Raw genomic sequence first — 25,940 nt, 5'->3', positions numbered from 1 at the left:
AGTAGACTTTAAAATGATATAATCAAATCAAAATACATATAGGAGATGAAAGGCTATGGAGCTAATCCGTGATTTAATGATCCAAGTTGCGATTATTATTTTGCCTCTATTTTTATATGAAGCAATCCGTCTCAATCATTATCAAAATATGCTTCCAAAGCCCAATTATTATTTTATTACATTTTTGTCCAGTGTTACACTTGTGCTTTCGATGACATATCCAATTTGTTTTGGAGAGATTTGTAATTTTAATTTTCATGCGATTCCAATTATGAGTAGTTTCTTATATGGTGGAATGATTGGTTTGATTCCAACTATGATTTTTCTTATATATGAATGGTTTTTACATGGTTTAAATTGGTTTCGGATCATAGAGGTCATTGTGTTAGTCGTTATTCCATTATTATTATCCAAAAAGTGGACCGTCTTTCCAAGAAATAAAAAGCTTATTTTATCATTTATTGTGGCGTCTTTATATGTGCTAATTTGTCTCGTGATAGAAATATTTAATGTGTTATTAGGAACTGGATTTACTTCTTCTACTTCCCATGTATATAGCGGGTATATCGTTGCTTTATTTATTATGGTGATGACAATGGTATTTCAAGTATATTTAACGGAGTACTTATATGAAAATGTATTACTGCGTGCAGAAATGCAAAAGTCAGAAAAATTAAATATCGTTAGTGAGCTAGCCGCAAGTGTCGCACACGAAGTTAGAAATCCTCTTACTGTTGTGCGTGGTTTTATTCAATTACTCGATAGCACAGAAGATGTGAAAAATAAAGAGTATATGCGTCTTGTATTAGCTGAATTAGACCGAGCAGAACAAATTATTTCTGATTATTTAAATTTAGCCAGACCACAAATTGAACAAAAAGAACATATTTGTTTATCTGCACAATTAATTGAAATGACTACGTTAATGTCTTCATTTGCAGCAATGCAAGGTGTGTATTTACAGGTTGAAATCTCTGAAAACCTTTATACGATAGGTGATAAGACGAAGCTGAAGCAAGCGATTATGAATGTTGTAAAGAATGGAATCGAAGCGATTCAAGAAAACAAAGGCTATCTAAAGGTTACTGCTATTCAGAAAGGTGACACCATTATTGTGCGAGTAAAAGATAGTGGAATTGGCATGACGAAAGAGCAACTAGCAAGACTTGGACAGCCTTATTATTCTTTGAAAGAAAAAGGAACGGGCCTAGGGCTTATGGTAACATATCGTATTTTACAAGCCCATAACGGTACGCTGGAATATAGTAGTGAAAGTGGGAAGGGGACAGAAGCAATTATTACATTACCAGCAGTTAAAAATAAGGAATAAAAGTTACCGTAAAAGGTAACTTTTTTTATATGAAAACTTGATTATTAGATAGTAAATTGTGACAAGGTAACACTCATGGATTTTTTTCTTGTTTTACACGAACAAATAGATTTTTAAAGGATTGAAATAGACTTTGATCCTTTGATGCGGCAATCATGCGTTTTGTTTCTTGAATTTCACGAATGACTTGCATCAGTTGAGCATCACGATTATTGTCTTTATTATAAATTTGCTGGATTAGTTTATTCATTTTTTCTTCTTGTTTGGATTCACGTTTATACATATGATTCATTAATAAGTCCATTTTTTCTTTTTGTAAAGCATCGGTTTGAGCTGCATGATCGACAAGCTCTTGTAGCATTTTTTCTTGTTTTCCTTCCTTTACATATACTTGTTGCATTAATTCATCAAGTTTTTCATCTTTTAAACGGTTTTGCGTAATGAGTGTAGAGTTTTGATGAATAATTGCTTCATTCAATTGAGCTAACATTTCAAGTTTTAACATGAATTCTTCAAAATTGCGATTTTCATCTTTCTTTTGCATGTCTTGCTGTTCTTTTGTAACATTGATTTTTACGGGCGGATAATCTTTTTCCTTTAAAATAATCGGAATCGTTTCTGTAATATCTTCTTGTAAAGTAGCTGCTCGTTCATGAATTAATTTTAATAGCTTTACATCATCTAGTTTGTATATACGAGCATCGGCAGTTCTTGCAATGTTATAGCCATACTCTTCTAGAAGTTGACTATATTTTCGAACTATATGTTTTGGGATTCCTGTTTTATTTGTGACATCTTTCGTTTTATAGATCGTCTCCATGACATTTCCTCCCCAAAAAGTATCGTATATATCAATTCCATATTTTATGTGGACTTCCTTTGAAAAAGAATGTCGTAAGTCTAGAAAAATTCTACATGATTAGTGGAATTTTGAAGGAAAATGAATGTTTTTTGACGCAAATAAGAGAGGGAATGAAAATAATGTCTGAAAACAAATGGACAAAAAGTTTGTTATAATAGCCTAGTCAAAGAAAAGGATTTAAAAAGCGGAGGCATACGTATGAAACAATTGAAAGGGATTATTATTTCAATCATTGCGGTTCTTTCTATTTTAGTGGCTGTTTATGAAGCGCTTATACCGACAGAACAAGCAAAACAAAAGGACGGTACATATGATCAAGTTCTAGAATTTCCGAAAGATCGTTATCCAGAAACCGGAAAGCATATAGAAAATGCAATAAAGGAAGGACATTCTAAAATCTGTACGATTGATAGAAATGGAGCTGGTGACAGACGAAAGCAATCTTTAGCTCCATATCCACCAAAAAAAGGATACGATCGTGATGAATGGCCGATGGCAATGTGTAAGGAAGGAGGCAAGGGGGCTCATATTGAATATATTAGTCCGGCTGATAATAGAGGAGCTGGCTCATGGGTCGGTAATAAATTGGATAAATACCAAGATGGTACACGTGTGAAATTTGTAGTGAAATAACGGAAGACGGGAGTGTTATTTGTGGAATTAACAATTTCCTATGCACAGCTCATTGTGATGAATTATGATGGACCACCGCCGGATATAGAGTGGACGGATGAGGCGTTTGAGAGAAGATATGTGCAAGTGGATGATGCGGTTATTTTTGAAGCAATCTCTGATTATACATGTGAAGTAGCAGGATATGTCGGTCAGCATAGAGAGAGAGAAGGAATTGTAAGAAAGGTATCCGTTCCTTTTGTTGTAAAAGATGAGGGAGTTTTTGTGAAAAGTATTCTTTCTAATACAGTGCATATTGACGTTCCAAAAGGAAATTATATGTTAGTGTTGCAAGTGATTCCACTTGAAGAGTCAAGAGATGATGAACTGTACAGAGTGCGATATGAGTTATATTTTGAAAGCGAAGAATAGTTACGACGCCACAATTTGAGACGAAAGCAAGTGAAATAAAAAATAGGTATCCCTATTGAGAAGGGATACCTATTTTTGTTAGGCGTTTGTTTTTAGTAGTGTACGAGCTTCCTTTGCAGCTTCAACCATATGTTCTAAAGCGGGTAGAACTTCTTCTGTTCTTCTTGTTTTTAATCCGCAGTCTGGGTTAATCCAGAAGTATTTTGGGTTACAAACTTTTAAAGATTGCTCTACAATTGTATACATTTCTTCTTTACTTGGTACACGTGGACTGTGAATATCGTAGACTCCTAGACCAATTCCTTTTTCATATGTCGTCTGTTCGAGTGTATGGATAAATTCTCCGTGACTTCTTGATGTTTCAATTGAAATCACATCAGCATCTAACGCATGAATCGCATCGACAATATCTTCAAAATTGCTATAGCACATATGCGTATGAATTTGGGTTTCATTTGCCACAGAAGCTGTTGCTAAGCGGAATGACTGAACTGCCCACTCAATATATGAATCCCAGTCTTTTTCTTTTAAGGGCATACCTTCGCGAAGAGCTGGTTCGTCAACTTGAATGATTCTAATACCTGATGATTCAAGTCGCTCAATTTCATGACGAAGCGCTAGTGCAATTTGATAACATACTTCTTTGCGAGGGAGATCATTTCGAACAAATGACCAATTTAGAATTGTTACGGGACCTGTTAGCATACCTTTTACTACTTTATTTGTAAGACTTTGTGCATATACAGTTTCTTTAACTGTCATGTCGCTAATAAATGCAACGTCACCGAAAATGATTGGCGGTTTCACACAGCGCGAACCGTATGATTGCACCCAACCATTTTTAGTAAAGGAGAATCCAGCAAGCCGTTCGCCGAAGTATTCCACCATATCAGTTCTTTCGAATTCGCCATGAACAAGTACATCAAGACCAATATTCTCTTGGTGGCGAATCCACTTTTCGGTTTCTTGTTCAATAAAGTGTTCATACTGTTCGTTTGTAATCTCGCCATTTCGCCATTGTTTCCGCGTTTGACGAACTTCAGGAGTTTGCGGAAAACTACCGATTGTCGTTGTGGGAAGTAGCGGTAATTGTAAAGCTTTTTGTTGCAAATCATAACGTTGTTCAAATGGAAGAGGACGAGAGAAGTCTTCTTCTTTTAGAGATGCTCTCGCTGTTTGAACATCTTTCCGATTTCTTGCAGCGGAAGAGCGGACTGCTTCATGAGAGTTACGATAAGTAGTAATCTCTATTTCGATACTGTTCACACCTTCAGAAAGGCCGCGTTTTATAAGAGTAAGTTCTTCTAATTTTTGGTTTGCAAATGCAAGCGCATCAAATAGTTCCGGTGATAAATGTGTTTCTTCTGTCTTATCAACTGGTGTATGTAATAAACTACACGAAGGCTGAATAATCCAATCTTTCGGCTCAATGTGTGCCTTTAATGTTTCAAATAAAGCGAAGACCTCATCAAGATTGGCTCTCCAGATGTTACGGCCATCTATACAGCCGATAGCTAATGTTTTCTCGGCCGGAAATCCATGTTCTACAATTGATTTTATATTTCCTTCTTTACCGTGAACAAAGTCCAGCCCAATGCCAGCTACTGGGAATGTAATGAGTTCTGTATAGTTTTCTTCAACGCTATCAAAATATGTTTGTAAGATTAAGTTTGCACTTGGAACTTCTTTTTGAATAGCTTCATAAAGTTTTTTCGCCTCTATCATTTCCTCTTTTGTTAAGGAAACAAAAATAGGTTCGTCAATTTGGATGAGTCGTGCTCCAGCTTTATGAAGCTCAGTTAATAATTGTACATATGGTGCGATGAGTTTATGTAAAATGGTAGGGAATTGATCTTGTGTATATCCTTTTGCTAATTTTAAAAATGTATAAGGGCCTAATATAACAGGCTTTCCGTCTATTCCTAATTCTCGCTTTGCTTCTTCATATAAGCGAAGTGGACGATTATCTTTCAAAGAAATATTTAGTCCTTCTTCATACTCAGGAACAATATAATGATAGTTTGTATTGAACCATTTTGTCATTTCAGAGGCCACATGATCTTTGGAACCACGTGCCATGGCAAAATATATATCAAGGTAAGATGTGAAGTTTGAAAAACGTGATGGAATAAAACCAAGCATATAAGCAGTGTCTAGCACGTGATCATAATATGTAAAATCACCAATTGGAATGAAATCGATTCCTTTTTCTTTTTGAACCTTTAAATGTTCAAGATGGATTTCTTTCATTGTTGTTATAAGTTGTTGTTCGTCAATTTTTTGTGCCCAGAAGGCTTCCAATGTTTTTTTCCACTCTCGCTGTAATCCAATTCGTGGATAACCTAAATTACTTGTGTGAAGTGCCATTTAAATTTCCTCCTCAATTATAAGTAAGCATTTCGGTTTACTAGGAAATGCGTTTAACGATAAGCATAAAAGGATATAAAATCACCTTAGCTTATTGTTTGTAACACCTAATCATCATCCGTGAGTCTATCAGTGTTGTTAAAATAGGCAGGTCTCCTGGCTTATGCCTTATACAATTTTTTTCACCTTCCCGTTTTCACAGTGGCATAGAAAAAAATCTCAGCAGTTACAGTGGCGGGACCGCGTTGGAATTTCACCAATCTTCCCTTTTAAACACAAATAGTTGTATTTGTGTACCTATTTTCCTCATTGAAAGGAATTTAACAAGCGAATATGATATTGAAACAAATTCTAACATAATTTTTGGAATTTTGTCTACTGTTTTAAAATGACAAAATTCTTATTTTTTAAAATTCTTTATTTCTTATGATCTAGGAAAATATATTATGTAGTGTGAAGGGTATGCTAGGTCATCTTTGGTAGTAAGACTCCCACCTTAAGATTCAGAGAGAAGCAAAGAATATAGGTGAGAGCTCATAATCAGTGGGGGGATGAAGAAAACCCTCACTGATTAAAGGTTTATTGTATCTTAACTTACTTGTTTTTGTTTCTTCTTTTCGCCTGTGAAAAGTCGTTCTTTACCCATTAATAAAATACAAATCATACTTAAAGAAGCGGGAATAAGTGCCCAAAGAAATGTATCAGCAATCGATGTTGTAAGCGATTGTTTAATTAAACTAAGTACTTCAGGTGGGATTTTTTCCGTAGCATGCGGCGTTAATAAAAAGCTTGTATCTCCACCTTTTGGGACTAGTTTTGCAAATTCAGGCGGGAAAACGACTTTTAATTGATTCGTAAAAATATGATTTTGAATCGTACCGAAAATAGTTACACCAAGAGTCATTCCAAGAGAGCGGAAGAATGAATTTGTAGATGTGGCAGCTCCTCGTTCTCTCATTCCTAGGTCGTGAATAGAAGACATACTTAAAACTGAGAATGAGAACCCAACACCTAAGCCAGTAAGAATCATAAAGATTGTTACAAGTGTTCGCGATGTTTCCATTGTTAATGTACTAAGTAAATAAATGCCGCCGATAAAAAATACTCCTGAGATCATCATAATGTTACGATAGCTCATTCGTGAAGCAAGTTGTCCGCCTGTTTGGCTTCCAATTACTGAACCAATCATCATTGGGGTTAAAATGAACCCAGCGTTGGAAGCAGAGCCACCAAGAACGCCTTGTACGAAGATAGGAATATAAACGGTACAAATAATAAAAGTTGCGCCATAGAAAAATGCAACTCCTTGACTTGCTGCAAATAACCGTTTTTTAAATAAATGGAAAGAGATGATAGGTTCTGTTGCCTTTTTCTCTACAAAAAAGAAGAGTATAAGCATAATAGTGAATATTGTAAATAAACCGATGATTACATTTGAATTCCATGCGTATTCTTTACCGCCAAGTTCTAGTGCGAACATTAAACAGACGATACTGATAACAAGTGTGATTGCACCAGCCCAATCAATTGTTTGCTTTCTATGTTGTAATGATTCTTTATAATAATTCGAAATAAAGAAGAAAGAAATAATACCCAATGGAATATTAATATAGAAAACCCAGTGCCAGCTTATATAATCAGTGATATAGGCACCTAATAAAGGACCGAAAACACTTGATGTCCCAAAAACGGCACCAAATAGTCCAGTCATTTTTCCACGTTTTTCAGGTGGAAAGATATCGTACATAATGGTAAAAGCAATTGGCATAAGAGCGCCGCCGCCAATTCCTTGAATTGCTCGATAAACGCTTAATTGTTCAATACTTGATGCTGTACCACAAAGAATAGAGCCGAGTAAAAAGATTAATAGTCCTCCGATATAAAAGCGTTTGCGTCCATACATATCCGACAATTTCCCGAAAATAGGCATTCCAGCCATTGTAGCTACCATATAAGCGGATGTAACCCAAACAAACTTATCAAATCCTCCTAAATCACCTACAATGGTTGCCATGGCAGTTGCAACGATGGTATTATCCATTGCTGCCATTAAAATACCAAGTAACAATCCAGTAACAACAAATTTTGTTTTTCTTATTTTGCTTTGTGTTATCTGTGTTTCCAAATATAGCCCTCCTTTAGTGTGAAAATGAAATGGTCTTATCTCTCAAAGCTATTTTGTTTAAGAAATCGAAGTACAATTCATAAAGAATATTGTTATATACAGTTTGAATTGTACCATGAGGATTTCGCAAAAAGCATAAAACATATTATAGTAAAATTTGACTAAAAGGCAAACTTTTTTCTTATACCAAAATCTTCACGCTATAAATAAGAATTTGAAATTTGAAGATATAAGGAAGTAGGAAATCATATGCTTTTCTATTATTTAAAATGGTTTTTCTTTTCATTGTTGAATAAGAATAGAGAAGAGAGAAAAATGGTGATATGTATTGAACGGATGTAATGATAAGCAGTTGGAGAAGAATACGTAAGTGGGCTAGGACGTGTGAAGTAGAGATGTACAGTTGATAGATCTAGAATGAGGTGAAATGAGTTATGAGAGTATGGAAGTGTATTTCAAATCAAGAAATGTTTCTTATGCCCCTGCAACCTATTTTATGGATAGAAGGAGGGGGAAAAGGAGAACAGGAGAGTACAGCTGTTCCAAATGTAACAGCAACTTTACAAATTCGTGGCATGGAAGAAGAGAATTTTTCATATCAATTTATTTCTGATTTAGATGGCATTCTCTATATGCAGCTTGAAATTGAAAATAAGGGAAAGGAGGAAATTTCTCACATAATTGTAAGTCACATGATTCGAGATCATTTTTTGTATGTACCTAATACATTAGAGATGAATAAAGGGACAGGAGAATTTTTATTTCAACTTGTTAGATGGCGAATTGAAAAATTGCTTCCTAACGAAAAAGCTCGGTTAGTTTGTCAGATCAAAATAGTAAGACCTAATATTCCTGATACGATGTCATTAAGCGCTACATATACATTTCAGTTTGCAGGAATAACTTACGGGCCTTTGCAAACGACAGAAGCGCGTATAATAAAACGATAAAAGGAACCGTTTCATTGGTTCCTTTTTTTAGTGAAGATTGTGTTTTTTTAGTAATTCTTTCTGTTCTATTCCCTTTTTACCAACATAGTTGTTTTTGTATCCAAAATATAGAATGAATAAGAATGACGCGACATTTATAATAGCATCAATTTGATCATGTGTAATAAAGGTTAATCCAAATGATTCAAATAGTAGTTTTAAAGATAAAAGAAATCCTGCAATAAAGCGTATAATGTCCGATAAATTTTCTTTTTTGAACATGATATCCCTCCTTTTTATCAAGCTTATATACTATATATATGAAATAGAATGAAAAACGAATACAAGCTTATAAAAAGAAAAGGTGCGAATTTGTACATTTTTTTGAGGCAAAAAAACATTATTATCATAAAAAACATATAGTATGAGTAAAGGAGGTTATACATGAAGCACAAAGGGAAAATTAGTGGGTTGTTATTAGGAAATACAGTTGCAGTTACAGAGTGGATTGCTTTGCAGGATGTAATTGCCAAAATGGATGCTCGTTCTTTTTGGACTGTACTTATTATTTATATTATACAAATGATACTCAGTTATTATTTTGGGTATCGCTATGATAAAAAGCAAGGGGAGATCCATGAACGGTTAGGAATAAAAAGCAATGAATTTATGATAGATTTTTTTGGGAAAATGGCCGCCTTGTCAGAAAGGAATACCCACAAAGTTACTGTATACATGATTTCCATTTATGAATGGAGCGAATTAATAAGCAATTTACAAGAGAAAAAAATAAATCAGTTAGTAAAAAAAGTAGAAAATATACTTGTAAATACAGTTCGAAAAAGTGATGTTGTGGCATGTTGGGAAGAAAATCAATATGTAATTATAGCGGTTGATAATGGATATGAAAATTCTAGTATAATCAATCGATTTTTAAATAATATAACGAAAGAATTAGAAAATGATATGGTGAATATTACATTTTTATTTGGAGCTGCTAGTTATCCGATAGAAGGAAGAACAATAGAAGAATTATTAAATAAGGCAAAAGCGAATCTATATAAAAATAGGGACTTAAAAAATCATAAAGTGAAACTTTAATCAGTGGGGTTTTCTTCATCCCCCCACTGATTATGAGCTCTCACCTATATTCTTTGCTTCTCTCTGAATCTTAAGGTGGGAGTCTTACTGCCCTAAAATAGTAGGATAAATAATAAGAAGATGTTTCGTAACAATTTCATCTCTTTTGTTACAAAAAAATGACTTTTTTGTAACAAAAGCCTTTAAAAATACATGCAATCAGCATATAATTGTGATGGATGTATCAAGCTATTTTGCACATTGTTTTTTAATTGAAAGTGTAGAGAGGGGAAAACTCTACACTTTTCCTTTTAAGGGAAAGAAAAGAAAAATTGTAAGTTGTTGCAAGTCGACCTTTACAATGTGTAAAATGAACAAGTAGATTGGTAGAAAGAAAGGGAGAAAGGAAATGGTACAATGATAGACGTAAGGAGTCAGAGCCAGCGAGCGCCTTTCGTCAGGCGACTGGTAATAATTGCTCTCGCAATGAGTACTCTCGCAGCAGGATTTTTCTTGTTTCACTCCTTTACATCGCCTGCGAAGGCTGTAGCAAATCAAGTGAACATCGTTCAAATGGCTAGTGAACAGTCTAAAGTTGAATTAGCTAAGCAAGCACCGGTGAAATTTAATGGACAAGTACGTAAAGTCGCTTATCTAACATTTGATGATGGACCGAGTGAATTTCAAAAAGAAATTTTAGATATTTTAAAGAAAAATGAAATAAAAGCGACCTTTTTCATGATTGGTAGTAATATTTCATCTCATAGTGAGAGTGTGAAACGTTTAGTAAAGGAAGGACATTATCCCGGTGTTCATAGCATGACACATAATTATGCGAAATTGTATAAACAAGGGCAATTTGTAGAAGAGATGAAACAAGCACAAAATATGGTGAAAGATATTACCGGGATTCATCCAAAACTTGTTCGTTGTCCATATGGTAGTATGCCAGGATTAAATCAAAGGTTACGTGATCAAATGGTAGTCGCAGGTATGAAGGAATGGGATTGGACGATTGATTCTTTGGATTGGAAATTACCAGGAAATCCAAATGGTGTAGTGCAAAATGTAATCTCAGGAGCTAATCAAGACCGAGAAGTGATTTTAATGCACGAGAAGAAACAAACTGTACAAGCTTTACAAACAATTATTAATGATCTTCGTAAAAAAGGATATGAGTTTGAAACATATGAGGAATCAGCTCATTTCCCATTAAATTTTTGGCATGATAATCGCATTTAAGTAGGAGGAAAATACGTTGAAGTATAATAAAATAGCAATTGTAACGGCATTATCTACGATTTTATTAGCAGGGTGTTTTGGCCCAAAACCAGAGGAAGAACTATATGTAGCATTTGAAAATGCTGCAAAGCAAGAAAAAACGATGTTTGAAGACGCGAAAAAATTAGAAGCTATGGAAAAAGAAGGACAAGCATTATACACACAAATTGTGCAAGAAGGAAAGGACAATAATCAAGCTGTGAAAGAAAAGCTTACCCAAGCTATTAAAAATACAGAAGAGCGTGGAAAAATCATTAATAAAGAAAAAGAAGCGTTAAAGAAAGCGCAAGAAGAGATGAAGTCAGTTGATAAATATGTAAAAAAAATTGAGGATAGTAAGTTAAAAGAAAAAGCGGATAAAGTGAATCGTACATATGAAAAACGACATGAATCATTTAAAAAGATGTATGACAGCTACATGAAATCATTAAAATTAGAAAAAGAATTATATACAATGTTACAAGATAAAAATGTAAAATTAAAAGCGATTAGTGATAAAGTGAAAACAGTAAATCAATCTTATAAAGATATTGATACTGAAAAAGATAAGTTTAATGAATATACGAAATCATATAATAAAGAAAAAGTCACTTTCTATAAAGAGGCAAAAATTAAAATTAAAGAAGAAAAATAAGGTTTGGCCATATGGCCAAACCTTATTTTTTTGTGTACGTACGTCGATACCACGGAATAGCTTCGCTTAATTTTTTTTCTTGTGTTAAGGCTTCAGGACCGATGAAATTTTGAAGAGTCTTCTTTGCTGTTGTTAAAGAAAGGGTAGTTTTGGGATTACGATAGGAAGATTCAAGAGCACCAAGATGTGGGAGAGTACGAAAATCATCTTTTGTGGGAGGAATATGGAAAAAGTAATCACCTAGACGGATCAAGACGTCAGACTGTTGTTGACTGAAGCGTGGATTTCGAGAAAAATGTAGACCTTCTTTAATCGCCTTTTTTTCAGCAATTAGTCGCTCTAAAGCAACTTTTTTTAACCAATATAAATATTTAGGATTTGTAGCTGCCTTTGCATGACGATTTACAACAAAAATAGATTGAGCTAATTGATTAACAGAATATTGTTTTGGTGAATGAGATTGAGGGTGGGATTGTTTCATTGTATGGATCTCCTTTCTAGTTTTTCACTATTATAGCATAAATAGAATAAGTCATTATTATATACAAAAAATGATTATGTATATGCTTAATATTAAAGCAATCTTGTTCCAAAAAACAACTATTTTGTATAATAGTGATAGGAAGGGGTTTTAGAAATTTGATTATGAAAGAGTGAAAAAAATGAAAGATATATTGAAACAGCAATATGCCATTATCGATATCGGTTCGAATACGATGAGGTTGGTAATTTATGAAAGGCAAAATGGTGGCTTTTATAAGGAGATTGAAAATATAAAAGTTGTTGCTCGGCTAAGAAATTATTTGCGAGGCGGTCTATTGATAGAAGAAGGCACAAAAATATTACTTCAAACATTGCGCCAATTTCAAGAAAGTACAAGGTTCTATCATATACAAAATGTACTTTGTGTTGCTACAGCGACTATTCGTCAAGCTAAAAATCAAGAGGAAATAAAAAGGGTTGTTGCGAGAGAAACAGACTTTACACTTCGGATTTTGTCTGAATATGAAGAAGCTCGTTATGGGTATTTAGCAGTCATGAACTCCACTTCATTTTGTGAAGGGATTACTGTTGATATTGGCGGAGGAAGTACAGAAGTTACATATTTTAAAGATAGAGAAATTGTAGAATATTATAGTTTTTCATTTGGAGCTCTTTCTTTGAAACAACAATTTATTCAGCATGAGATACCAACTACAGAAGAATTGAAGAAATTGAGAAACTATCTATATGATCAATTTCAAACATTGCCGTGGTTAAGAGGAAAAAAACTACCCCTTATTGCGATTGGTGGTAGTGCTAGAAATTTGGTCAAAATTCATCAAAACTTAATTTCCTATCCTTTAGCAGGCCTACATCTATACAAGATGAAAGAAAAGGATATAAAGGATGTACAAGAAGAGTTGATGAAGCTTTCTTTTGCTGATTTACAAAAGTTAGATGGATTAGCAAAAGACAGAGCAGATACAATCATTCCAGCGGTTGAAGTCTTTCATATTCTCACAAATATAATTGAAGCACCAGCATTTGTATTAAGTAGGAAAGGTTTGCGAGAAGGTGTATTTTATGAAGAATTAACAAGGGGATTTGGAATTTTTTATTATCCAAATGTGATAGAAGAAAGCTTATATTTATTGTCACATGAATATGAAATAAATATGGGTTTTGTTATTCAGCTTATGAAACAAGGAGCGGTTATTTGTAAGCAGCTTGAGCAAGCTGGACTTATTTCTTTATCAGAACAAGATTGGAAAGCGTTTTATCAAGCAGCTAAAGTATTTAATATTGGGAAATATATTGATGAAGAAGCAAGCTGTTTGCATACATTTTATTTGTTAGCGAATAAAACGATTGACGGTATGATGCATAAAGAACGAATTAGATTAGCGCTTATTGCTTCATATAAGTCGAAGGTGTTATTTAAGCAACATTTAGCACCATTTGAAGATTGGTTTGACAAAAATGAACAGAAAAAAATGCGCCTTTTAGGAGCGGTATTGCAATTTTCAGCTGCTTTAAATGTAAGGCAGAGCCAGCTTATCGAAAACATACACATAGAACGAAATAAAGATGCACTTGTATTTCAAGTCTTTTGTAAGCAAGCTGTTTTAGCGGAAATAGTGGAAGCAGAGAAACAAAAAAAGCAGTTAGAAAAAATATTAAAAATGAACATTCAGTTGATATTTACAAAGGAATGTTAAGAAGTACGGATGTCTTTACAAAAATTTTACACTTTAACAAATTGAAATTTGGTACAATAAATGTACATAAATTATATTGAAAAAGTTTCAAGGGGAAGTGTGAATAGAATGGAATTATTGAAGGGGAATAGAGTAAATTTAAATGATACTGCTTATTACAATAATAGAGAGTTAAGCTGGTTAGCTTTTAATGAGCGTGTATTAGAAGAGGCAAAAGATGAGGGGAATCCACTTTTAGAAAGATTGAAGTTTATCAGTATTTTTAGTTCAAATTTAGATGAATTTTTTATGGTGCGTGTTGCCGGATTAAAAGATCAAGTAAAGGCTGGGTTTAATCAACCGGAAAATAAAGCGGGATTAACGCCGAAGCAACAGCTTAACAAGATTGCTATGAAGGCTCATGAATTAATGGAAGTTCAGTATGATACATTTAAAAATGTCATATTACCTGCACTTAAAGAAGAGGGAATTGAACCTTTGAAATTTCAAGATTTAACAAAGGAACAACGTGCGTTTATTGAAGAATATTTTGACGAACAAATTTTTCCTGTTCTAACACCTGTAGCGATTGATGCGTACCGTCCGTTTCCGATGCTTTTAAATAAAAGCTTAAACTTAGCTACTATTCTTTATGATGAAAAGCAAGTCGAAGAGGAAAATCGGACGAAACTTGGCATTGTACAAGTGCCATCATTGCTGGAACGTTTTATTTTTTTACCAAGTGAAGGCCAGAAGCAGAAATTTATTTTGTTAGAGGATGTTATTAGTAGTTTTACTCATAAATTATTTACAGGATATAAAGTATCATCTGTTACACGCTTTCGTATTACACGAAATGCGGATTTAACAATACATGAAGAAGGGGCACGAGATTTATTAAAAGTAATTGAGAAAGAGCTGAAAAAACGGAAATGGGGCGCGGCTGTTCGCTTAGAAGTTGGAGAAGATCATGTTGATGAAAGAGTGTTAACTCTTTTGTATGAAGTATTAGAGGTAAAAGATGAAGATGTGTACATGATAGATGGACCACTGGATTTAACATGTTTATTTTCACTTTATAAAGAATTAGCACCTTTACATGAACATCTTGTATATCCAGCGCTGATTCCGCAACCGCCACGAGATTTAGCTGATGAAGAGAATGTGTTTGAGAAAGTGGCGGAGCATGATATTTTATTGCATCATCCGTTTGAATCGTTTCAACCTGTTGTTGAGTTTATACGTGACGCAGCAAATGATCCGAATGTATTAGCGATAAAACAAACACTTTATCGTGTAAGCGGAGATTCTCCCATTATTCAAGCATTGAAGACAGCGGCTGAAAAAGGGAAACAAGTAACGGTATTAGTTGAATTGAAAGCTCGATTTGATGAAGAAAATAATGTGCATTGGGCAAAGGAACTGGAACAAGAGGGATGTCATGTCATTTATGGTGTGAGTCACTTGAAGACACATAGTAAAATTACCCTTGTTGTCCGGAGAAAAAACGGAAAAATCGAAAGATTTGTACATTTAGGAACTGGGAATTATAATGATGCTACTGCGAAATTATATACGGATTTTGGCTATATTACATCTAGAAAAGAGTTCGGAGTAGATGCAACAAATTTCTTTAACTATTTAAGTGGCTATACAACAAAACCACATTTTCATCAGATTTCAGTAGCACCTTTTGATATTCGTAAACAATTTATGGACTTGATAGATGAAGAAATTCGTTACCATAAACACTATGGGAATGGACGTATTATTGCAAAGATGAATTCTTTAACAGATAAACCCCTAATTAAAAAGTTATATGAAGCATCACAAGCTGGGGTTCAGGTCGAACTCATTGTTAGAGGAATATGCTGTTTGCGTCCAGGTATTCAAGGAGTAAGTGAAAATATTCGTGTAATTAGTGTTGTTGGACGTTACTTGGAGCATAGTCGCATTTATTATTTCCATCATAATGGTCATGAAAAAGTTTACTTATCTTCAGCGGACTGGATGACACGGAATATGGAAAAAAGAATTGAAATATCTTTTCCAATACTAGAGTTTGAAATGAAAGCTAGAATAAAGGCAATTTTGCAGCTTATTTTAGCTGATAATGTGAAAACTCGTGAACAAAATAAAGACGGTGAATATTATTACGTAATAAATAACAAAGCTGAAAAAATTGATAGTCAAGTGAAATTATTTAAGTTAGCTTATCAAGAGATGGATGCGGAATAAAATATCATATATAAGTTCGTCGTTGTACATATATAGTACTGAAAAAAGGGTATCCTATAACTTTTAAGGTACCCTTTTTTATTTTCTCCTTTCCATATCGTTAGTTAAAAATGTGGATGGAGAAAATAGTTTGTTAAACTTGCATGGTTCATTCATAAATACGGTTATGTTTAGAAATGAACGGGAGATGGTTATTAATAATAGTACGGTTGACAAGAAGCTCCGTAACAAGGATATGGTGCTGGTGGATAAGGTGGATAGAATGGCCGAGGCCCAAAGGCCAATGCCCCGCCAAGTAATCCACCAGCAATTCCAGCTAAAAACGGAACACCAAAAAACGGTAGAAAGCGTGAGTCGCCTGCTGGACCAACAGGTGCTGAACGAACTGGTATGGGCTGATAGTAGGAATACATGTAACAACCTCCTTTATTGGACTCATTGTTATCATATGGGAGAAAAACGTGGATGAGCGAGTACAAGAAAGGATATATGAAAATAGGCGTAAGGGCGTTACCTTTCCGTATGTTGTAATGTGAAAAGGGTGATTTCAGGGCGAGCCATAAATCGAAAGGGAATTCTAGTTCTGCCAAGACCACGGTTCACATAGAGAACTAAGTCATCGATATGGTAAAACCCTTCAATATATTGTTTGGCAAGTGTTGAAGTAACAACGGCTCCTAGAAACGGAATTTGAACTTGGCCGCCATGACTATGTCCAGAAAGTTGGACATTTACTGGGAATTTGGCGACTTTTGATGCTATATCGGGTTCATGAACAAGAACAATTGTATAAATATTATGTTTGATATGTTGTAAAGTTTCTTCAATTTTTGGTTTTCCAAGGAGCATGTCATCAATTCCAACAATAGAGATTTCGGTACCATCGAATAATCGAATTCTCTTTTCTTTGTTTTGAAGCAGTTCAAAGCCAGATTCATTCATAATTTGCTGATAGTACTCCGTGCCATAACCGCCGTGATCGTGATTTCCATAGATTGCAAATTTTCCAAATGGTGCTCTAATATTACGTAAAATAGCAGAGACGAAAGGCGTTTCACCATATGTTTGATAATTATCTATTAAATCACCGGTAAACAGGACGATATCGGGTGTAGCATCATTTATTTTAGAAACAATGCTGGATAAACGTTGAAGAGAGAAATAATAACCTAAATGTAGGTCGCTAAACTGTATAATCTTCATACCATGAAAGCTGTTAGGGATAAGGGGAGATTGAAGTGTATAGTGTGTAAAAGATAGAAAATTGGGTTCTATATATTTTGCATAGTAATAGCCAATACTAGCTGTAATACAAGTATAAAGGCAAGTGCGTATTCCCGTTTTCATAAAATGTCTTCTTGTCATTTGTTTCATAGAATCACGGATAGGTTTCATGTTTTGAAATAAGGAATATGAATAAAATTCATAATTGGTCACCTCATTATCCTTTCTAGTAAGTTCTTGTACATAAAGATATCAGAAAAAAATAAAAATATAAAGAATTCTATCCGATAAAATGGTAAAATGAATTTGTATTCATTTTTGGAGGAGGGGATAGGGTTGGAACGTAAAGTAGTCGTGATAACAGGTGGTTCAAGTGGAATGGGGAAAGGAATGGCAACTAAATTTGCGAAGGAAGGAACAAGAGTTGTTATTACAGGGCGTACGAAAGAAAAGCTGGACGAAACAAAAAAAGAAATTGAACAATTTGACGGACAGGTTTTAACAGTGCAAATGGATGTTCGAAACACGGAGGATATTCAGCGTATGATTGAATCCATTGATAAGGAATTTGGACGTATCGATGTTTTGATTAATAATGCGGCAGGTAATTTTATTTGTCCGGCAGAAGATTTATCTATTAATGGATGGAATGCTGTGATTAATATTGTATTGAATGGAACGTTTTATTGTAGTCAAGCAGTAGGAAAGTATTGGATTGAAAAAGGGATAAAAGGAAATATCATTAACATGGTAGCTACATATGCATGGGATGCTGGCCCTGGTGTAATTCATTCTGCGGCAGCGAAAGCTGGAGTGCTAGCAATGACAAAAACGTTAGCTGTAGAATGGGGGCGTAAATATGGTATTCGCGTTAATGCGATTGCTCCTGGCCCGATTGAAAGAACAGGTGGTGCAGATAAATTATGGATTTCAGAAGAAATGGCAAAGCGTACCGTGCAGAGTGTTCCACTAGGAAGATTGGGAACACCGGAAGAAATCGCAAGCTTAGCGTTTTATTTATGCTCTGATGAGGCAGCGTACATAAATGGAACATGCATGACAATGGATGGTGGACAACATTTACATCAGTATCCGTTTTAAAGGGATGGGGACATAGATATGAACCGTGATCTATGTATCGTAAAATGTGACGAATTTGTGACATATCAGAAAAAGTATTTACAGAAGAGCTTATATGAGGTATATTTAAGACCTCTTTTTTCTTCATAGTAGAATTGCTAATTCCCCTTAGCATTTTACCCCTCTAATCCCTTCAGGAAAACTGAAGGGATTTTTTTATTATTTTTCTATACATACCGTGTTATAATTTTTTGAAAAGTAAAGGGAGGGAAGCAGTTTGATAGATGCATTAGATGTAATGAGTAATTTGGATAAAGTCCTTCCTTATTATCAAGCTATTTTTAGTGCTGATGAACATACAGTAGTTGGATATGAAGTAGTAGGACGTATCCAAACAGAAGAAGGGATACAAAGTCTGTCTTCTTTCTTTCATGATGATTCTGTTCCAAGTGAGTTTCAGCTTGAAGTAGATAATAACATTGTGGCAAAAGCTTTAAATCGATATTTAAAAACAGATCAATCTTTTTTATTGTTTATACACCGAAATGTAAATGTACTAATGAATGATGAGGAAGAAAGTTTACTACAGCTTTTATTGATGTACGAAAAAAAAGGATTAAACTTAAGTAATATTGTTTTAGAAATAACGGAGCATGAGTGTAAGGAAGACATTGAACAATTTAATCATTTGTTAATGTATTATCGTACATATGGCATTCGAATTGCAATCAATAAAGTAGGAACAGGTATGAGTAATTTGGAACGAATTAGTGTGTTAGCACCTGATATTTTAAAAATAGATTTAACAAATTTAAGACAAACAGCCCTTTTACAATCATACCAAGATATTTTGTACTCTCTATCCCTACTTGCAAGAAGAATTGGTGCAACTTTATTATATGAAGAAATTGATGCGTTTTACCAACTGCAATATGCATGGAAAAATGGAGGAAGATATTATCAAGGCGATTATTTGAAAGAGTGTTTGCCAGATTTTATTGAAGCAACTATTTTGAAAGAACGTCTTGGTAATGAGTGTCATCAATTTATTCAACAGGAAAAGAAGAAGTTACAAAAGATTTATCAGCTCACCGAAACATTGCGTGAGCAAGTTGGAAATATTTTATTAAAGCAAAAAAAGAATGGAAATGTGAATGAGTGGCTATTACATTTTAGTCAACATGTATCGCATTTTAGCTTCCGGATCTTTATCTGCAATGAAGATGGTTTTCAGCAATCAGGAAACGTTATGAAAAAAGATGAGGAATGGATTGTTATGCCTGAATATTATATGAAAAATTGGAGTTGGCGCCCATACTTTTTAGAAAATATAATGAAAATGCGATTTGAGAATAAAGCGAGACTTTCCGATTTATATGCAGATATTGAAACAGGAGAAATGGTGCGAACATTTTCCTTTCCGATTGACGACGAACATTTCTTATTTATTGATTTATCGTATGAATTTTTATATGAAGAAGATGTTTTATTTTAATGCACGAAGCAATTCGTGCATTTTTTGTTTGTTTTTATCATAAATTGGTAATAGTGAAAATGGTGATGAAAATGCTGTCTATCATTGTAAAGATTTTACGAACGAAATCATCACTTTCTTTGCATAATCATTGTTACAATGAATACTACAGAGACAAGCTCTTGTAAAGGAAGGTGAGAGAATGAGGAAATATGGAATATGGTTTGTTCTATTTTTGTGTGTTGCCTTTCTAGTTGGGTATAGTGTTACAACGGTTCTTGGGAAAGAAGAAGTAAAAGTAAATCAAAAAGAAATATTTACAACAATTCAAAAAGGATATGAAGCACAATTTTCGATTCGTGGAAAACATTTATCAATGGAAAAAATGTATGAAGTACTGTCACCATATTTTACAAATAACTTCTTACAAGTATTTACGGATGAAAATAGTAATCATGACAAACAAAGTGGTGAATATTTACTTCCTACAAAAGAAGCTCCGTTTAGTTTTTCTTCTCAAACAAAACTAGCTTATAATGAAGAGTACCGTCTTTTATATGTATATGAGCGCGGAAAAAATAAGCAATATCAAATTGTTACGTTACAAAAGGATGATGGAAGATGGAAGTTAGCTGGCTACCATGAAAGTCAGGAACTTTTGACAGAAATAACAAAATCACAAGAGTTAAAAGAACAGGAATAGTGCATGTTGCCTATTCCTGTTCTATGTTTAATAACTGTTGTAATTTCTCAATTTGAAAGCCAGCGACTACTTCACCATCGACAACAACAGTAGGTGTTGAGTAGGAATCGTAATCATATAATAAACGATCACGAGCAGCTGCATCCTTTTTTATGTTAAATTCTTCAAATGTTATGTTATTATGTTTTAAAAATTCTTTTACAATTGCGCATGGTGGGCAATCAGTTTGAGTATAGACCTCGACTTTTTTCATAATGATTCCTCCTATTTTCTGTTTTTTATTATATTCTCCAGTTTAAAAAACCGCAACAAAGAAGACAAAAGATATTCTTTCTGCTTTTTACCTCTTATTTCGACAAATTTTAGTTGAGTTTCTTGCTAATAACCTTTATCCTAGAGTGTGGGACATTTTTTCTGTTATGACGGATAGAATGAATATAGCTGTAAAACATAATTGATAGGAAGATTAGAGAAAGGAGAGATTTCATGTCTCTACTCCAAGGAATTTTAACTCGACTTGTTAGTCTACAAGAACAAGCTGAAAGCGGTGAAGTAGCACAACGCTATTTCGAAGTGAACGGTGAACGCAAATGTAGCGTGAAATTTTTTGATAAAAGTGAAATGTATGAGTTAGAAGTGTATCAACAAGGTGAAAAACCACAAGTATATCAATTTGATAACATTGATATGGTTGCGATTGAGATTTACGATATCATTTCTTGATACATATAAAAAGGTATCGCCAAGGGGCATAGCCATCAACTTTAGAGAAGTGCCTCCGATGCTAAAAGCATCGGAGGCACTTTTTTTTACAACCTTTGAATACACTCCTGTATTTTGGGCATACTCGAACAGAACTTCATATGGCATTTCTTTTAGGAAGCCATTAGAATCTAATCCATTTATTCATTTTCTTAAGTTGATGGCTATGACCAACGGAAGGCTGTTTTTTTGTTTTTACTCCCGAGAAAATATTCTGATAATTGTTTTTCAAATAGTTTTAAAAGGAGAAAGATAGGTGATATATAGAATTATGTTAATGTTTAGAAAAAAAGATGGATTATTATGAGCGTGTATATAGTGACTAAAGAACAAATTAAACACTCATTAGATAGTTGGTATAATTAATGTCAAAACAAGATTTTATTCAATCAAAATCATGAAAAGAAGAAATAGATTCCAAAATTAGTACAATCATAGCAGGATTAGCAATTGCGTGTATTTTAACAGTTAGTTTAAATATGTTTACTCCACAAGTAATGAATCGAGGCGATGGTGGTTCGCATTCTAATGCGTATGAAAACGGTGGAGGAATTGTAGCAAAAGAAATTTAAATACATTTACAGTAAAAGAAGAACGCTAATCCTTATGATAAGGTGTTTTTCTTTGTGTTTTATTCCGCTACATTTTCCCTTCTTCATGGGGCTTATGTATATATTGGAAACAGCATCTAGATTTCGTAACTATTTCCTTGGTCTTTTCAAAAAAAAATTTTCACCGTGTTCAGTACAACGATATTTTCCGTGTACGCTAATAACAAATTGTCGTCCCTTAGCGTCAGGATACATTTCATATATCGCCACTTTCAATAAATCCTAAGTAAGCATAAATATTCTCTATTAATAACGAGACGCGTTCTTCTTCGTCCGTTCAATCCTCTTCGTCGGCGACTATAAGATACACATGTCCATCGTGTCAATGCATTAGAAGAAATATTGAGACGAGTACGGATAGAAGCGTTATATTTTTTATTTTTGTCCCATATAATAAAATGACGAAAAAGTCTGTCTAATTGGGGGGCGTGACTATATGGACGGGGAGCATAAATTTTATAATGTATCCGAAAGGTACATGGACTTTGAAACAGTGTTTACTCGTATTTGTCATTTTATTAAAAGAGATCCGAGGAATTTATACCGGTTATCAATTGGAACTGATTCACAAGCACATCAAAAGGAAACTCGTTTTGTGACAGCGATACATATTCATCGTGTTGGTAAGGGAGCATGGGGATGCTTGCACTATAAAGCTATACATCAAAAATTACCAACATTACGCGAAAAAATATATTTAGAGACACAGCTAAGCCAAGAGATTGCATGTTTATTTACAGCGGAACGGATGCAGAAAATCTGGGATTTATTGCATCCTTATGCTCATGAAGGTGCTGGTTTTGTAATGGAAATTCACTTGGATATAGGAAATGATGGGTTAACGAAAGAATTTATTTCTGATATGACAAGAAAAATAAGAGAGATGGGATTGACCGCTAAAATCAAACCAGATTCTTATGCGGCCTTTAGTTATGCAAATCGATATACAAAATAAAAATGATTTTTTTGTCTATTAAATTAAATAAATATTTTATATAATAAACAAAAGGAAATGATTGTAAGGAGAGGAGTACATGCGAAAAGAATTCGGGTTAACAAATGAAGAAAAAGAGTTACTGTTAGAAGTTTTATTTCAACAAAATTATGCAAGTGAAATTTTAGCTGTTGAGCTGTCAGATATTGAAAGCGGCCTTAAGAAAACAAATATTTCCCAATATAAAAGAATCGCAAGGTTATTTTATAGATTAAAAAATGAAGGTTATTAAGGACTACCAGAAAGGTAGTTTTTTTTTTGAGTTCTATGATAAAATGGTGTATGTATATTATATTTTATAGGAATTCGATACGGATAACATAATGATGTGAAAACGCTGTCATGATATGTAAATAACAGTGGGAAATAAAGTGAAACTTTAATCAGTAGGAGGGATTTTCTTCATCCCGATTGATTATGAGCCATCACCAATCAGGATGTTACGGGCAGCCCTACTCCCACCTATTTTCTTTGCTTCTCTCTGAATCTTGAAGTGGGAATCTTAACTGTCCTAAAATAGCAGGATAAAAAAGGAAGTAGAAGGTTTTTCAGGCTGTACGGGAAAGTGTTATGAACAGGAAAAAGGGATAAAAATGGGGGATGTAAAATGATTAGTATTCCGAAAGATGAGTTTCAACAAGTTCTTGTAAAGGATTTAATGATTTCATCAGAAAAGGTAGCACACGTTCAAATTGGTAACAGTTTAGAGCATGCGTTACTTGTTTTAGTGAAGTCCGGATATTCTGCAATTCCTGTGTTAGATCCGATGTATAAATTGCATGGGCTCATTAGTACTGCCATGATTTTAGATGGAATTTTAGGATTAGAGCGCATTGAATTTGAGAAACTTGAGAATATGAAAGTGGAAGAAGTCATGAAAAGAGATATTCCATTTCTTAAGTTAGATGATTCATTTACGAAAGCATTAGGAATGACGATTGATCATCCTTTTATTTGTGTTGTAAATGATGAGGAGTACTTTGAAGGCATTTTAACGCGACGAGCTATTTTAAAGCTGTTAAATAAGAAAGTAAGGCAGTATAATCGGTAGTGAAGGGCAAGCGACTTCGTAGACAAAAAAGAAGTCGCTTTTTTATCGTGCATCTCTGTTAATGATGTATTATATTTAAAAAGAAATAAAGATGAAAGAGTAAGCAAACTTTACACTTATTTCACCATGAAAAATACAAGTTAGACTGTGCATGTTAATAAACATAATGCATATATATTGAGGGTAGATGAGTGTTTCGTCATGTAGTGACAATACGATAGGGATTTTATGTTAGAAAGGTCAGCTTGGATATTCTCCATTGACTTAATGTTTGTTTTATATGTAGGACAAGGAAAGAGGGAGAAAGTTGCAAATCGATGATTTTCAAATGATGGTTGTCTTAGCGCAAGAATCCAATATGAGAAGAGCGGCAGAGCGTTTATTTGTTTCGCAGCCTGCACTAAGTCAACGATTACAATCTATGGAGAAACAATGGGGAATGAAATTTTTTATTCGCTCGCAAAAGGGATTGACAATTACACCAGAAGGGGAAAAAGTAGCTAGTTATGCGAAGGAGATGTTAGAAAGAGAAGAAGCGATTAAGAGTGAGTTAGCAATCTACCACACTGAGACATATGGAACATTGAAAATTGCTGTTGCTTCTGTAATTGGACAATATTGGTTACCTCCTGTTTTGAAAAAATTTGTACAAAAATATCCTTTTGTGAAGATTTCGCTTTTTACAGGTTGGAGTAGCGAAGTGCAAAAGCATTTTTATGAAGGAGACGTCCATGTTGCTATTTTAAGAGGAACGCAAGAATATAAAGGGCACAAACAACAATTATTTGAGGATGAATTATACTTAGTTGATACAGAAATAAAAGATATTTCTATGCTGAAGGATACAAATAGACCTTTTATACAATTTAAAAGTGATTCAACATACTATGGACAAATTCAAAATTGGTGGTACGGGCTATTTTCGAATCCGCCTAAACGTACAATCGTTGTAGATCAGATTGAAACGTGTAAGCAACTTGTTTTAAATGGCATTGGCTATGCTTTGTTGCCTTCTACAGTATTAAAAGAAGTAAAGACAAATACATATAAAACACCTGTACAATTAACAAGAGAAACTTGGCTATTAACAAGTGATTCTGCTAGACAATTAAAGCAAGTGCAAGCATTTTTAGAAATTATAGAAGAAATTCAAAAGGAAAAATAAGATTCTTATCTTGCTACTAGCTCTTTCGTTTGATAGAGTAACAATATAAATGGATTTAGGAGGCAACAAGCATGAAAATGATGGATGCAAATGAAATTATTTCATTTATTCAAAAAAGTGAAAAGAAAACTCCTGTGAAGGTATACATAAAAGGGGATTTAAAAGAGGTAACATTCCCTGGAACTGTACAAGCATTTGTGAACAAAAAAGCGGGTGTGTTATTTGGAGAATGGTCTGAAATTAAGGTGATTCTTGAAGAAAATAAAAAGCACATTGCAGATTATGTTGTGGAAAATGACCGTCGTAATTCTGCAATTCCAATGCTTGATTTAAAAGGTATTAAAGCTCGTATTGAGCCAGGTGCGATTATTCGTGACCATGTCGAAATTGGTGATAATGCGGTTATTATGATGAATGCAACAATTAACATCGGTGCTGTAATCGGTGAAGGTTCTATGATTGATATGAATGCTGTATTAGGCGGACGTGCAACAGTAGGTAAAAACTGTCACGTAGGTGCAGGTGCAGTTCTTGCAGGTGTTATTGAGCCACCTTCTGCTAAACCAGTTATCGTTGAAGATGATGTTGTAATTGGTGCCAATGTAGTTGTTTTAGAAGGTGTGACAGTAGGAAAAGGTGCGGTTGTTGCAGCGGGTGCGATTGTAACAGAAGATGTACCTCCATATACAGTAGTTGCAGGGACGCCAGCACGTGTCATTAAAAAAATTGATGAGAAGACAAAGGCAAAAACAGAAATTAAGCAAGAGCTTCGTCAATTAAACCCAGAAAAATAAAAAAGCAAAAAG

26 protein-coding genes and 1 riboswitch are annotated in these 25,940 nt (G+C 34.1%); of the genes, 18 read left to right on the top strand and 8 right to left on the bottom strand.

Going from position 1 to position 25,940, the window contains the following annotated elements; all coding sequences use genetic code 11:
- Window positions 1–55 precede the first annotated feature (55 nt).
- The gene (locus tag MR056_RS01025; protein WP_012095167.1) at window positions 56–1,330 is read left to right on the top strand and encodes a sensor histidine kinase; all 1,275 of its coding nucleotides are present in this window, start codon (window positions 56–58) and stop codon (window positions 1,328–1,330) included.
- 73 nt (window positions 1,331–1,403) lie between these two features.
- Here MR056_RS01025 and MR056_RS01020 read toward each other — a convergent pair whose 3' ends face one another.
- Entirely contained in the window at window positions 1,404–2,150 is a 747-nt protein-coding gene (locus MR056_RS01020) for a DUF3967 domain-containing protein (protein WP_012095166.1), read from the bottom strand.
- Between the two features lie 240 nt (window positions 2,151–2,390).
- Here MR056_RS01020 and MR056_RS01015 point away from each other — a divergent pair, with 240 nt between their 5' ends.
- Window positions 2,391–2,825 carry a NucA/NucB deoxyribonuclease domain-containing protein gene (locus MR056_RS01015; protein ID WP_012095165.1) on the top strand — a complete coding sequence of 145 codons (435 nt, stop codon included), beginning with the start codon at window positions 2,391–2,393 and terminating at the stop codon, window positions 2,823–2,825.
- A gap of 21 nt (window positions 2,826–2,846) precedes the next feature.
- Entirely contained in the window at window positions 2,847–3,236 is a 390-nt protein-coding gene (gene comJ / locus MR056_RS01010) for a competence protein ComJ (protein WP_012095164.1), read from the top strand.
- Window positions 3,237–3,314: 78 nt separating this feature from the next.
- On the opposite strand, the gene metE is transcribed toward comJ, so the two are convergent.
- Both metE and MR056_RS01000 read right to left on the bottom strand, forming a co-directional pair.
- The gene (gene metE / locus MR056_RS01005) at window positions 3,315–5,603 is read right to left on the bottom strand and encodes a 5-methyltetrahydropteroyltriglutamate--homocysteine S-methyltransferase (protein ID WP_048721820.1); all 2,289 of its coding nucleotides are present in this window, start codon (window positions 5,601–5,603) and stop codon (window positions 3,315–3,317) included.
- A gap of 129 nt (window positions 5,604–5,732) precedes the next feature.
- Window positions 5,733–5,919: riboswitch (cobalamin riboswitch) on the bottom strand.
- A 273-nt stretch (window positions 5,920–6,192) separates the two neighbouring features.
- Window positions 6,193–7,728 (bottom strand): MDR family MFS transporter, encoded by a 1,536-nt coding sequence (locus MR056_RS01000; RefSeq protein ID WP_087099055.1) that lies wholly within the window; start codon window positions 7,726–7,728, stop codon window positions 6,193–6,195.
- Window positions 7,729–8,162: 434 nt separating this feature from the next.
- Here MR056_RS01000 and MR056_RS00995 point away from each other — a divergent pair, with 434 nt between their 5' ends.
- The gene (locus MR056_RS00995; RefSeq protein ID WP_087099053.1) at window positions 8,163–8,678 is read left to right on the top strand and encodes a hypothetical protein; all 516 of its coding nucleotides are present in this window, start codon (window positions 8,163–8,165) and stop codon (window positions 8,676–8,678) included.
- 27 nt (window positions 8,679–8,705) lie between these two features.
- Here MR056_RS00995 and MR056_RS00990 read toward each other — a convergent pair whose 3' ends face one another.
- Entirely contained in the window at window positions 8,706–8,939 is a 234-nt protein-coding gene (locus tag MR056_RS00990; RefSeq protein WP_012095158.1) for a phage holin, read from the bottom strand.
- 162 nt (window positions 8,940–9,101) lie between these two features.
- Here MR056_RS00990 and MR056_RS00985 point away from each other — a divergent pair, with 162 nt between their 5' ends.
- The 3 genes from MR056_RS00985 to MR056_RS00975 all read left to right on the top strand — a co-directional run bounded on the left by MR056_RS00985 (window position 9,102) and on the right by MR056_RS00975 (window position 11,652).
- Complete coding sequence (locus tag MR056_RS00985; protein WP_012095157.1) at window positions 9,102–9,758, top strand: GGDEF domain-containing protein; 657 nt, start codon at window positions 9,102–9,104, stop codon at window positions 9,756–9,758.
- A 396-nt stretch (window positions 9,759–10,154) separates the two neighbouring features.
- Window positions 10,155–10,979 (top strand): peptidoglycan-N-acetylglucosamine deacetylase, encoded by an 825-nt coding sequence (locus tag MR056_RS00980; protein ID WP_012095156.1) that lies wholly within the window; start codon window positions 10,155–10,157, stop codon window positions 10,977–10,979.
- Between the two features lie 16 nt (window positions 10,980–10,995).
- A complete protein-coding gene (locus MR056_RS00975) occupies window positions 10,996–11,652 on the top strand; it encodes a YkyA family protein (RefSeq protein ID WP_012095155.1) in 657 nt (218 codons plus the stop codon).
- A 22-nt stretch (window positions 11,653–11,674) separates the two neighbouring features.
- Here MR056_RS00975 and MR056_RS00970 read toward each other — a convergent pair whose 3' ends face one another.
- Window positions 11,675–12,133, bottom strand: a complete 459-nt coding sequence (locus tag MR056_RS00970; protein WP_012095154.1) for a YkyB family protein — start codon at window positions 12,131–12,133, stop codon at window positions 11,675–11,677.
- Between the two features lie 181 nt (window positions 12,134–12,314).
- Here MR056_RS00970 and MR056_RS00965 point away from each other — a divergent pair, with 181 nt between their 5' ends.
- Together MR056_RS00965 and MR056_RS00960 are read left to right on the top strand one after the other, a co-directional pair.
- Window positions 12,315–13,853, top strand: coding sequence for a Ppx/GppA family phosphatase (locus tag MR056_RS00965; RefSeq protein WP_012095153.1), 1,539 nt, complete (start codon window positions 12,315–12,317; stop codon window positions 13,851–13,853).
- A 108-nt stretch (window positions 13,854–13,961) separates the two neighbouring features.
- Entirely contained in the window at window positions 13,962–16,070 is a 2,109-nt protein-coding gene (locus MR056_RS00960; protein WP_012095152.1) for an RNA degradosome polyphosphate kinase, read from the top strand.
- A gap of 194 nt (window positions 16,071–16,264) precedes the next feature.
- On the opposite strand, the gene MR056_RS00955 is transcribed toward MR056_RS00960, so the two are convergent.
- On the bottom strand, window positions 16,265–16,483 hold the full coding sequence (locus MR056_RS00955; RefSeq protein ID WP_012095151.1) for a hypothetical protein: 219 nt from the start codon (window positions 16,481–16,483) through the stop codon (window positions 16,265–16,267).
- Between the two features lie 97 nt (window positions 16,484–16,580).
- Window positions 16,581–17,444: a metallophosphoesterase gene (locus MR056_RS00950; RefSeq protein ID WP_012095150.1), complete on the bottom strand. Its 864-nt coding sequence runs from the start codon at window positions 17,442–17,444 to the stop codon at window positions 16,581–16,583.
- Window positions 17,445–17,630: 186 nt separating this feature from the next.
- Here MR056_RS00950 and fadH point away from each other — a divergent pair, with 186 nt between their 5' ends.
- The 3 genes from fadH (at window position 17,631) to MR056_RS00935 (ending at window position 20,551) form a co-directional block, all read left to right on the top strand.
- Complete coding sequence (fadH, locus tag MR056_RS00945; RefSeq protein WP_012095149.1) at window positions 17,631–18,395, top strand: 2,4-dienoyl-CoA reductase; 765 nt, start codon at window positions 17,631–17,633, stop codon at window positions 18,393–18,395.
- A 256-nt stretch (window positions 18,396–18,651) separates the two neighbouring features.
- On the top strand, window positions 18,652–19,869 hold the full coding sequence (locus MR056_RS00940; RefSeq protein ID WP_012095148.1) for an EAL domain-containing protein: 1,218 nt from the start codon (window positions 18,652–18,654) through the stop codon (window positions 19,867–19,869).
- Between the two features lie 181 nt (window positions 19,870–20,050).
- Window positions 20,051–20,551 carry a DUF3993 domain-containing protein gene (locus MR056_RS00935; protein WP_012095147.1) on the top strand — a complete coding sequence of 167 codons (501 nt, stop codon included), beginning with the start codon at window positions 20,051–20,053 and terminating at the stop codon, window positions 20,549–20,551.
- A 10-nt stretch (window positions 20,552–20,561) separates the two neighbouring features.
- Here the strand turns inward: MR056_RS00935 and MR056_RS00930 are convergent, their stop codons facing one another.
- Window positions 20,562–20,804, bottom strand: a complete 243-nt coding sequence (locus tag MR056_RS00930; protein WP_012095146.1) for a glutaredoxin family protein — start codon at window positions 20,802–20,804, stop codon at window positions 20,562–20,564.
- A gap of 233 nt (window positions 20,805–21,037) precedes the next feature.
- Here MR056_RS00930 and MR056_RS00925 point away from each other — a divergent pair, with 233 nt between their 5' ends.
- The 6 genes from MR056_RS00925 to dapD all read left to right on the top strand — a co-directional run bounded on the left by MR056_RS00925 (window position 21,038) and on the right by dapD (window position 25,928).
- Entirely contained in the window at window positions 21,038–21,274 is a 237-nt protein-coding gene (locus tag MR056_RS00925) for a YkuJ family protein (RefSeq protein ID WP_000055151.1), read from the top strand.
- A gap of 1,086 nt (window positions 21,275–22,360) precedes the next feature.
- Window positions 22,361–22,879, top strand: a complete 519-nt coding sequence (locus MR056_RS00920; protein ID WP_012095144.1) for a ribonuclease H-like YkuK family protein — start codon at window positions 22,361–22,363, stop codon at window positions 22,877–22,879.
- Window positions 22,880–22,958: 79 nt separating this feature from the next.
- Window positions 22,959–23,150 carry an antirepressor AbbA gene (abbA, locus tag MR056_RS00915; protein WP_012095143.1) on the top strand — a complete coding sequence of 64 codons (192 nt, stop codon included), beginning with the start codon at window positions 22,959–22,961 and terminating at the stop codon, window positions 23,148–23,150.
- Window positions 23,151–23,525: 375 nt separating this feature from the next.
- The gene (gene cbpB / locus MR056_RS00910) at window positions 23,526–23,969 is read left to right on the top strand and encodes a cyclic-di-AMP-binding protein CbpB (protein WP_012095142.1); all 444 of its coding nucleotides are present in this window, start codon (window positions 23,526–23,528) and stop codon (window positions 23,967–23,969) included.
- A 307-nt stretch (window positions 23,970–24,276) separates the two neighbouring features.
- Complete coding sequence (locus MR056_RS00905) at window positions 24,277–25,134, top strand: LysR family transcriptional regulator (RefSeq protein ID WP_012095141.1); 858 nt, start codon at window positions 24,277–24,279, stop codon at window positions 25,132–25,134.
- Window positions 25,135–25,205: 71 nt separating this feature from the next.
- Complete coding sequence (gene dapD / locus MR056_RS00900; RefSeq protein WP_012095140.1) at window positions 25,206–25,928, top strand: 2,3,4,5-tetrahydropyridine-2,6-dicarboxylate N-acetyltransferase; 723 nt, start codon at window positions 25,206–25,208, stop codon at window positions 25,926–25,928.
- The last annotated feature ends 12 nt before the right edge of the window (window positions 25,929–25,940 follow it).

This window comes from Bacillus cereus group sp. BfR-BA-01360 (assembly GCF_022663595.1).
GTDB lineage: Bacteria > Bacillota > Bacilli > Bacillales > Bacillaceae_G > Bacillus_A > Bacillus_A cytotoxicus.
The sequence above is the reverse complement of the archived record's forward strand: the minus strand, read 5'-3'. Positions and strand labels throughout refer to the sequence as shown.

What these genes read in the sequence shown, in the direction of transcription:
- MR056_RS00925 (WP_000055151.1), top strand. Translation starts at nt 21,038, where the DNA reads ATGTCTCTACTCCAAGGAATTTTAACTCGACTTGTTAGTCTACAAGAA.
- MR056_RS00990 (WP_012095158.1), bottom strand. Translation starts at nt 8,939, where the DNA reads ATGTTCAAAAAAGAAAATTTATCGGACATTATACGCTTTATTGCAGGA.
- MR056_RS00935 (WP_012095147.1), top strand. Translation starts at nt 20,051, where the DNA reads ATGAGGAAATATGGAATATGGTTTGTTCTATTTTTGTGTGTTGCCTTT.
- dapD (WP_012095140.1), top strand. Translation starts at nt 25,206, where the DNA reads ATGAAAATGATGGATGCAAATGAAATTATTTCATTTATTCAAAAAAGT.
- MR056_RS00920 (WP_012095144.1), top strand. Translation starts at nt 22,361, where the DNA reads ATGGACGGGGAGCATAAATTTTATAATGTATCCGAAAGGTACATGGAC.
- MR056_RS00980 (WP_012095156.1), top strand. Translation starts at nt 10,155, where the DNA reads ATGATAGACGTAAGGAGTCAGAGCCAGCGAGCGCCTTTCGTCAGGCGA.
- MR056_RS00950 (WP_012095150.1), bottom strand. Translation starts at nt 17,444, where the DNA reads ATGAAACAAATGACAAGAAGACATTTTATGAAAACGGGAATACGCACT.
- MR056_RS01020 (WP_012095166.1), bottom strand. Translation starts at nt 2,150, where the DNA reads ATGGAGACGATCTATAAAACGAAAGATGTCACAAATAAAACAGGAATC.
- abbA (WP_012095143.1), top strand. Translation starts at nt 22,959, where the DNA reads ATGCGAAAAGAATTCGGGTTAACAAATGAAGAAAAAGAGTTACTGTTA.
- MR056_RS00960 (WP_012095152.1), top strand. Translation starts at nt 13,962, where the DNA reads ATGGAATTATTGAAGGGGAATAGAGTAAATTTAAATGATACTGCTTAT.
- MR056_RS00970 (WP_012095154.1), bottom strand. Translation starts at nt 12,133, where the DNA reads ATGAAACAATCCCACCCTCAATCTCATTCACCAAAACAATATTCTGTT.
- metE (WP_048721820.1), bottom strand. Translation starts at nt 5,603, where the DNA reads ATGGCACTTCACACAAGTAATTTAGGTTATCCACGAATTGGATTACAG.
- MR056_RS01025 (WP_012095167.1), top strand. Translation starts at nt 56, where the DNA reads ATGGAGCTAATCCGTGATTTAATGATCCAAGTTGCGATTATTATTTTG.
- MR056_RS01015 (WP_012095165.1), top strand. Translation starts at nt 2,391, where the DNA reads ATGAAACAATTGAAAGGGATTATTATTTCAATCATTGCGGTTCTTTCT.
- MR056_RS00985 (WP_012095157.1), top strand. Translation starts at nt 9,102, where the DNA reads ATGAAGCACAAAGGGAAAATTAGTGGGTTGTTATTAGGAAATACAGTT.
- cbpB (WP_012095142.1), top strand. Translation starts at nt 23,526, where the DNA reads ATGATTAGTATTCCGAAAGATGAGTTTCAACAAGTTCTTGTAAAGGAT.
- MR056_RS00995 (WP_087099053.1), top strand. Translation starts at nt 8,163, where the DNA reads ATGAGAGTATGGAAGTGTATTTCAAATCAAGAAATGTTTCTTATGCCC.
- MR056_RS00965 (WP_012095153.1), top strand. Translation starts at nt 12,315, where the DNA reads ATGAAAGATATATTGAAACAGCAATATGCCATTATCGATATCGGTTCG.
- MR056_RS00930 (WP_012095146.1), bottom strand. Translation starts at nt 20,804, where the DNA reads ATGAAAAAAGTCGAGGTCTATACTCAAACTGATTGCCCACCATGCGCA.
- MR056_RS00955 (WP_012095151.1), bottom strand. Translation starts at nt 16,483, where the DNA reads ATGTATTCCTACTATCAGCCCATACCAGTTCGTTCAGCACCTGTTGGT.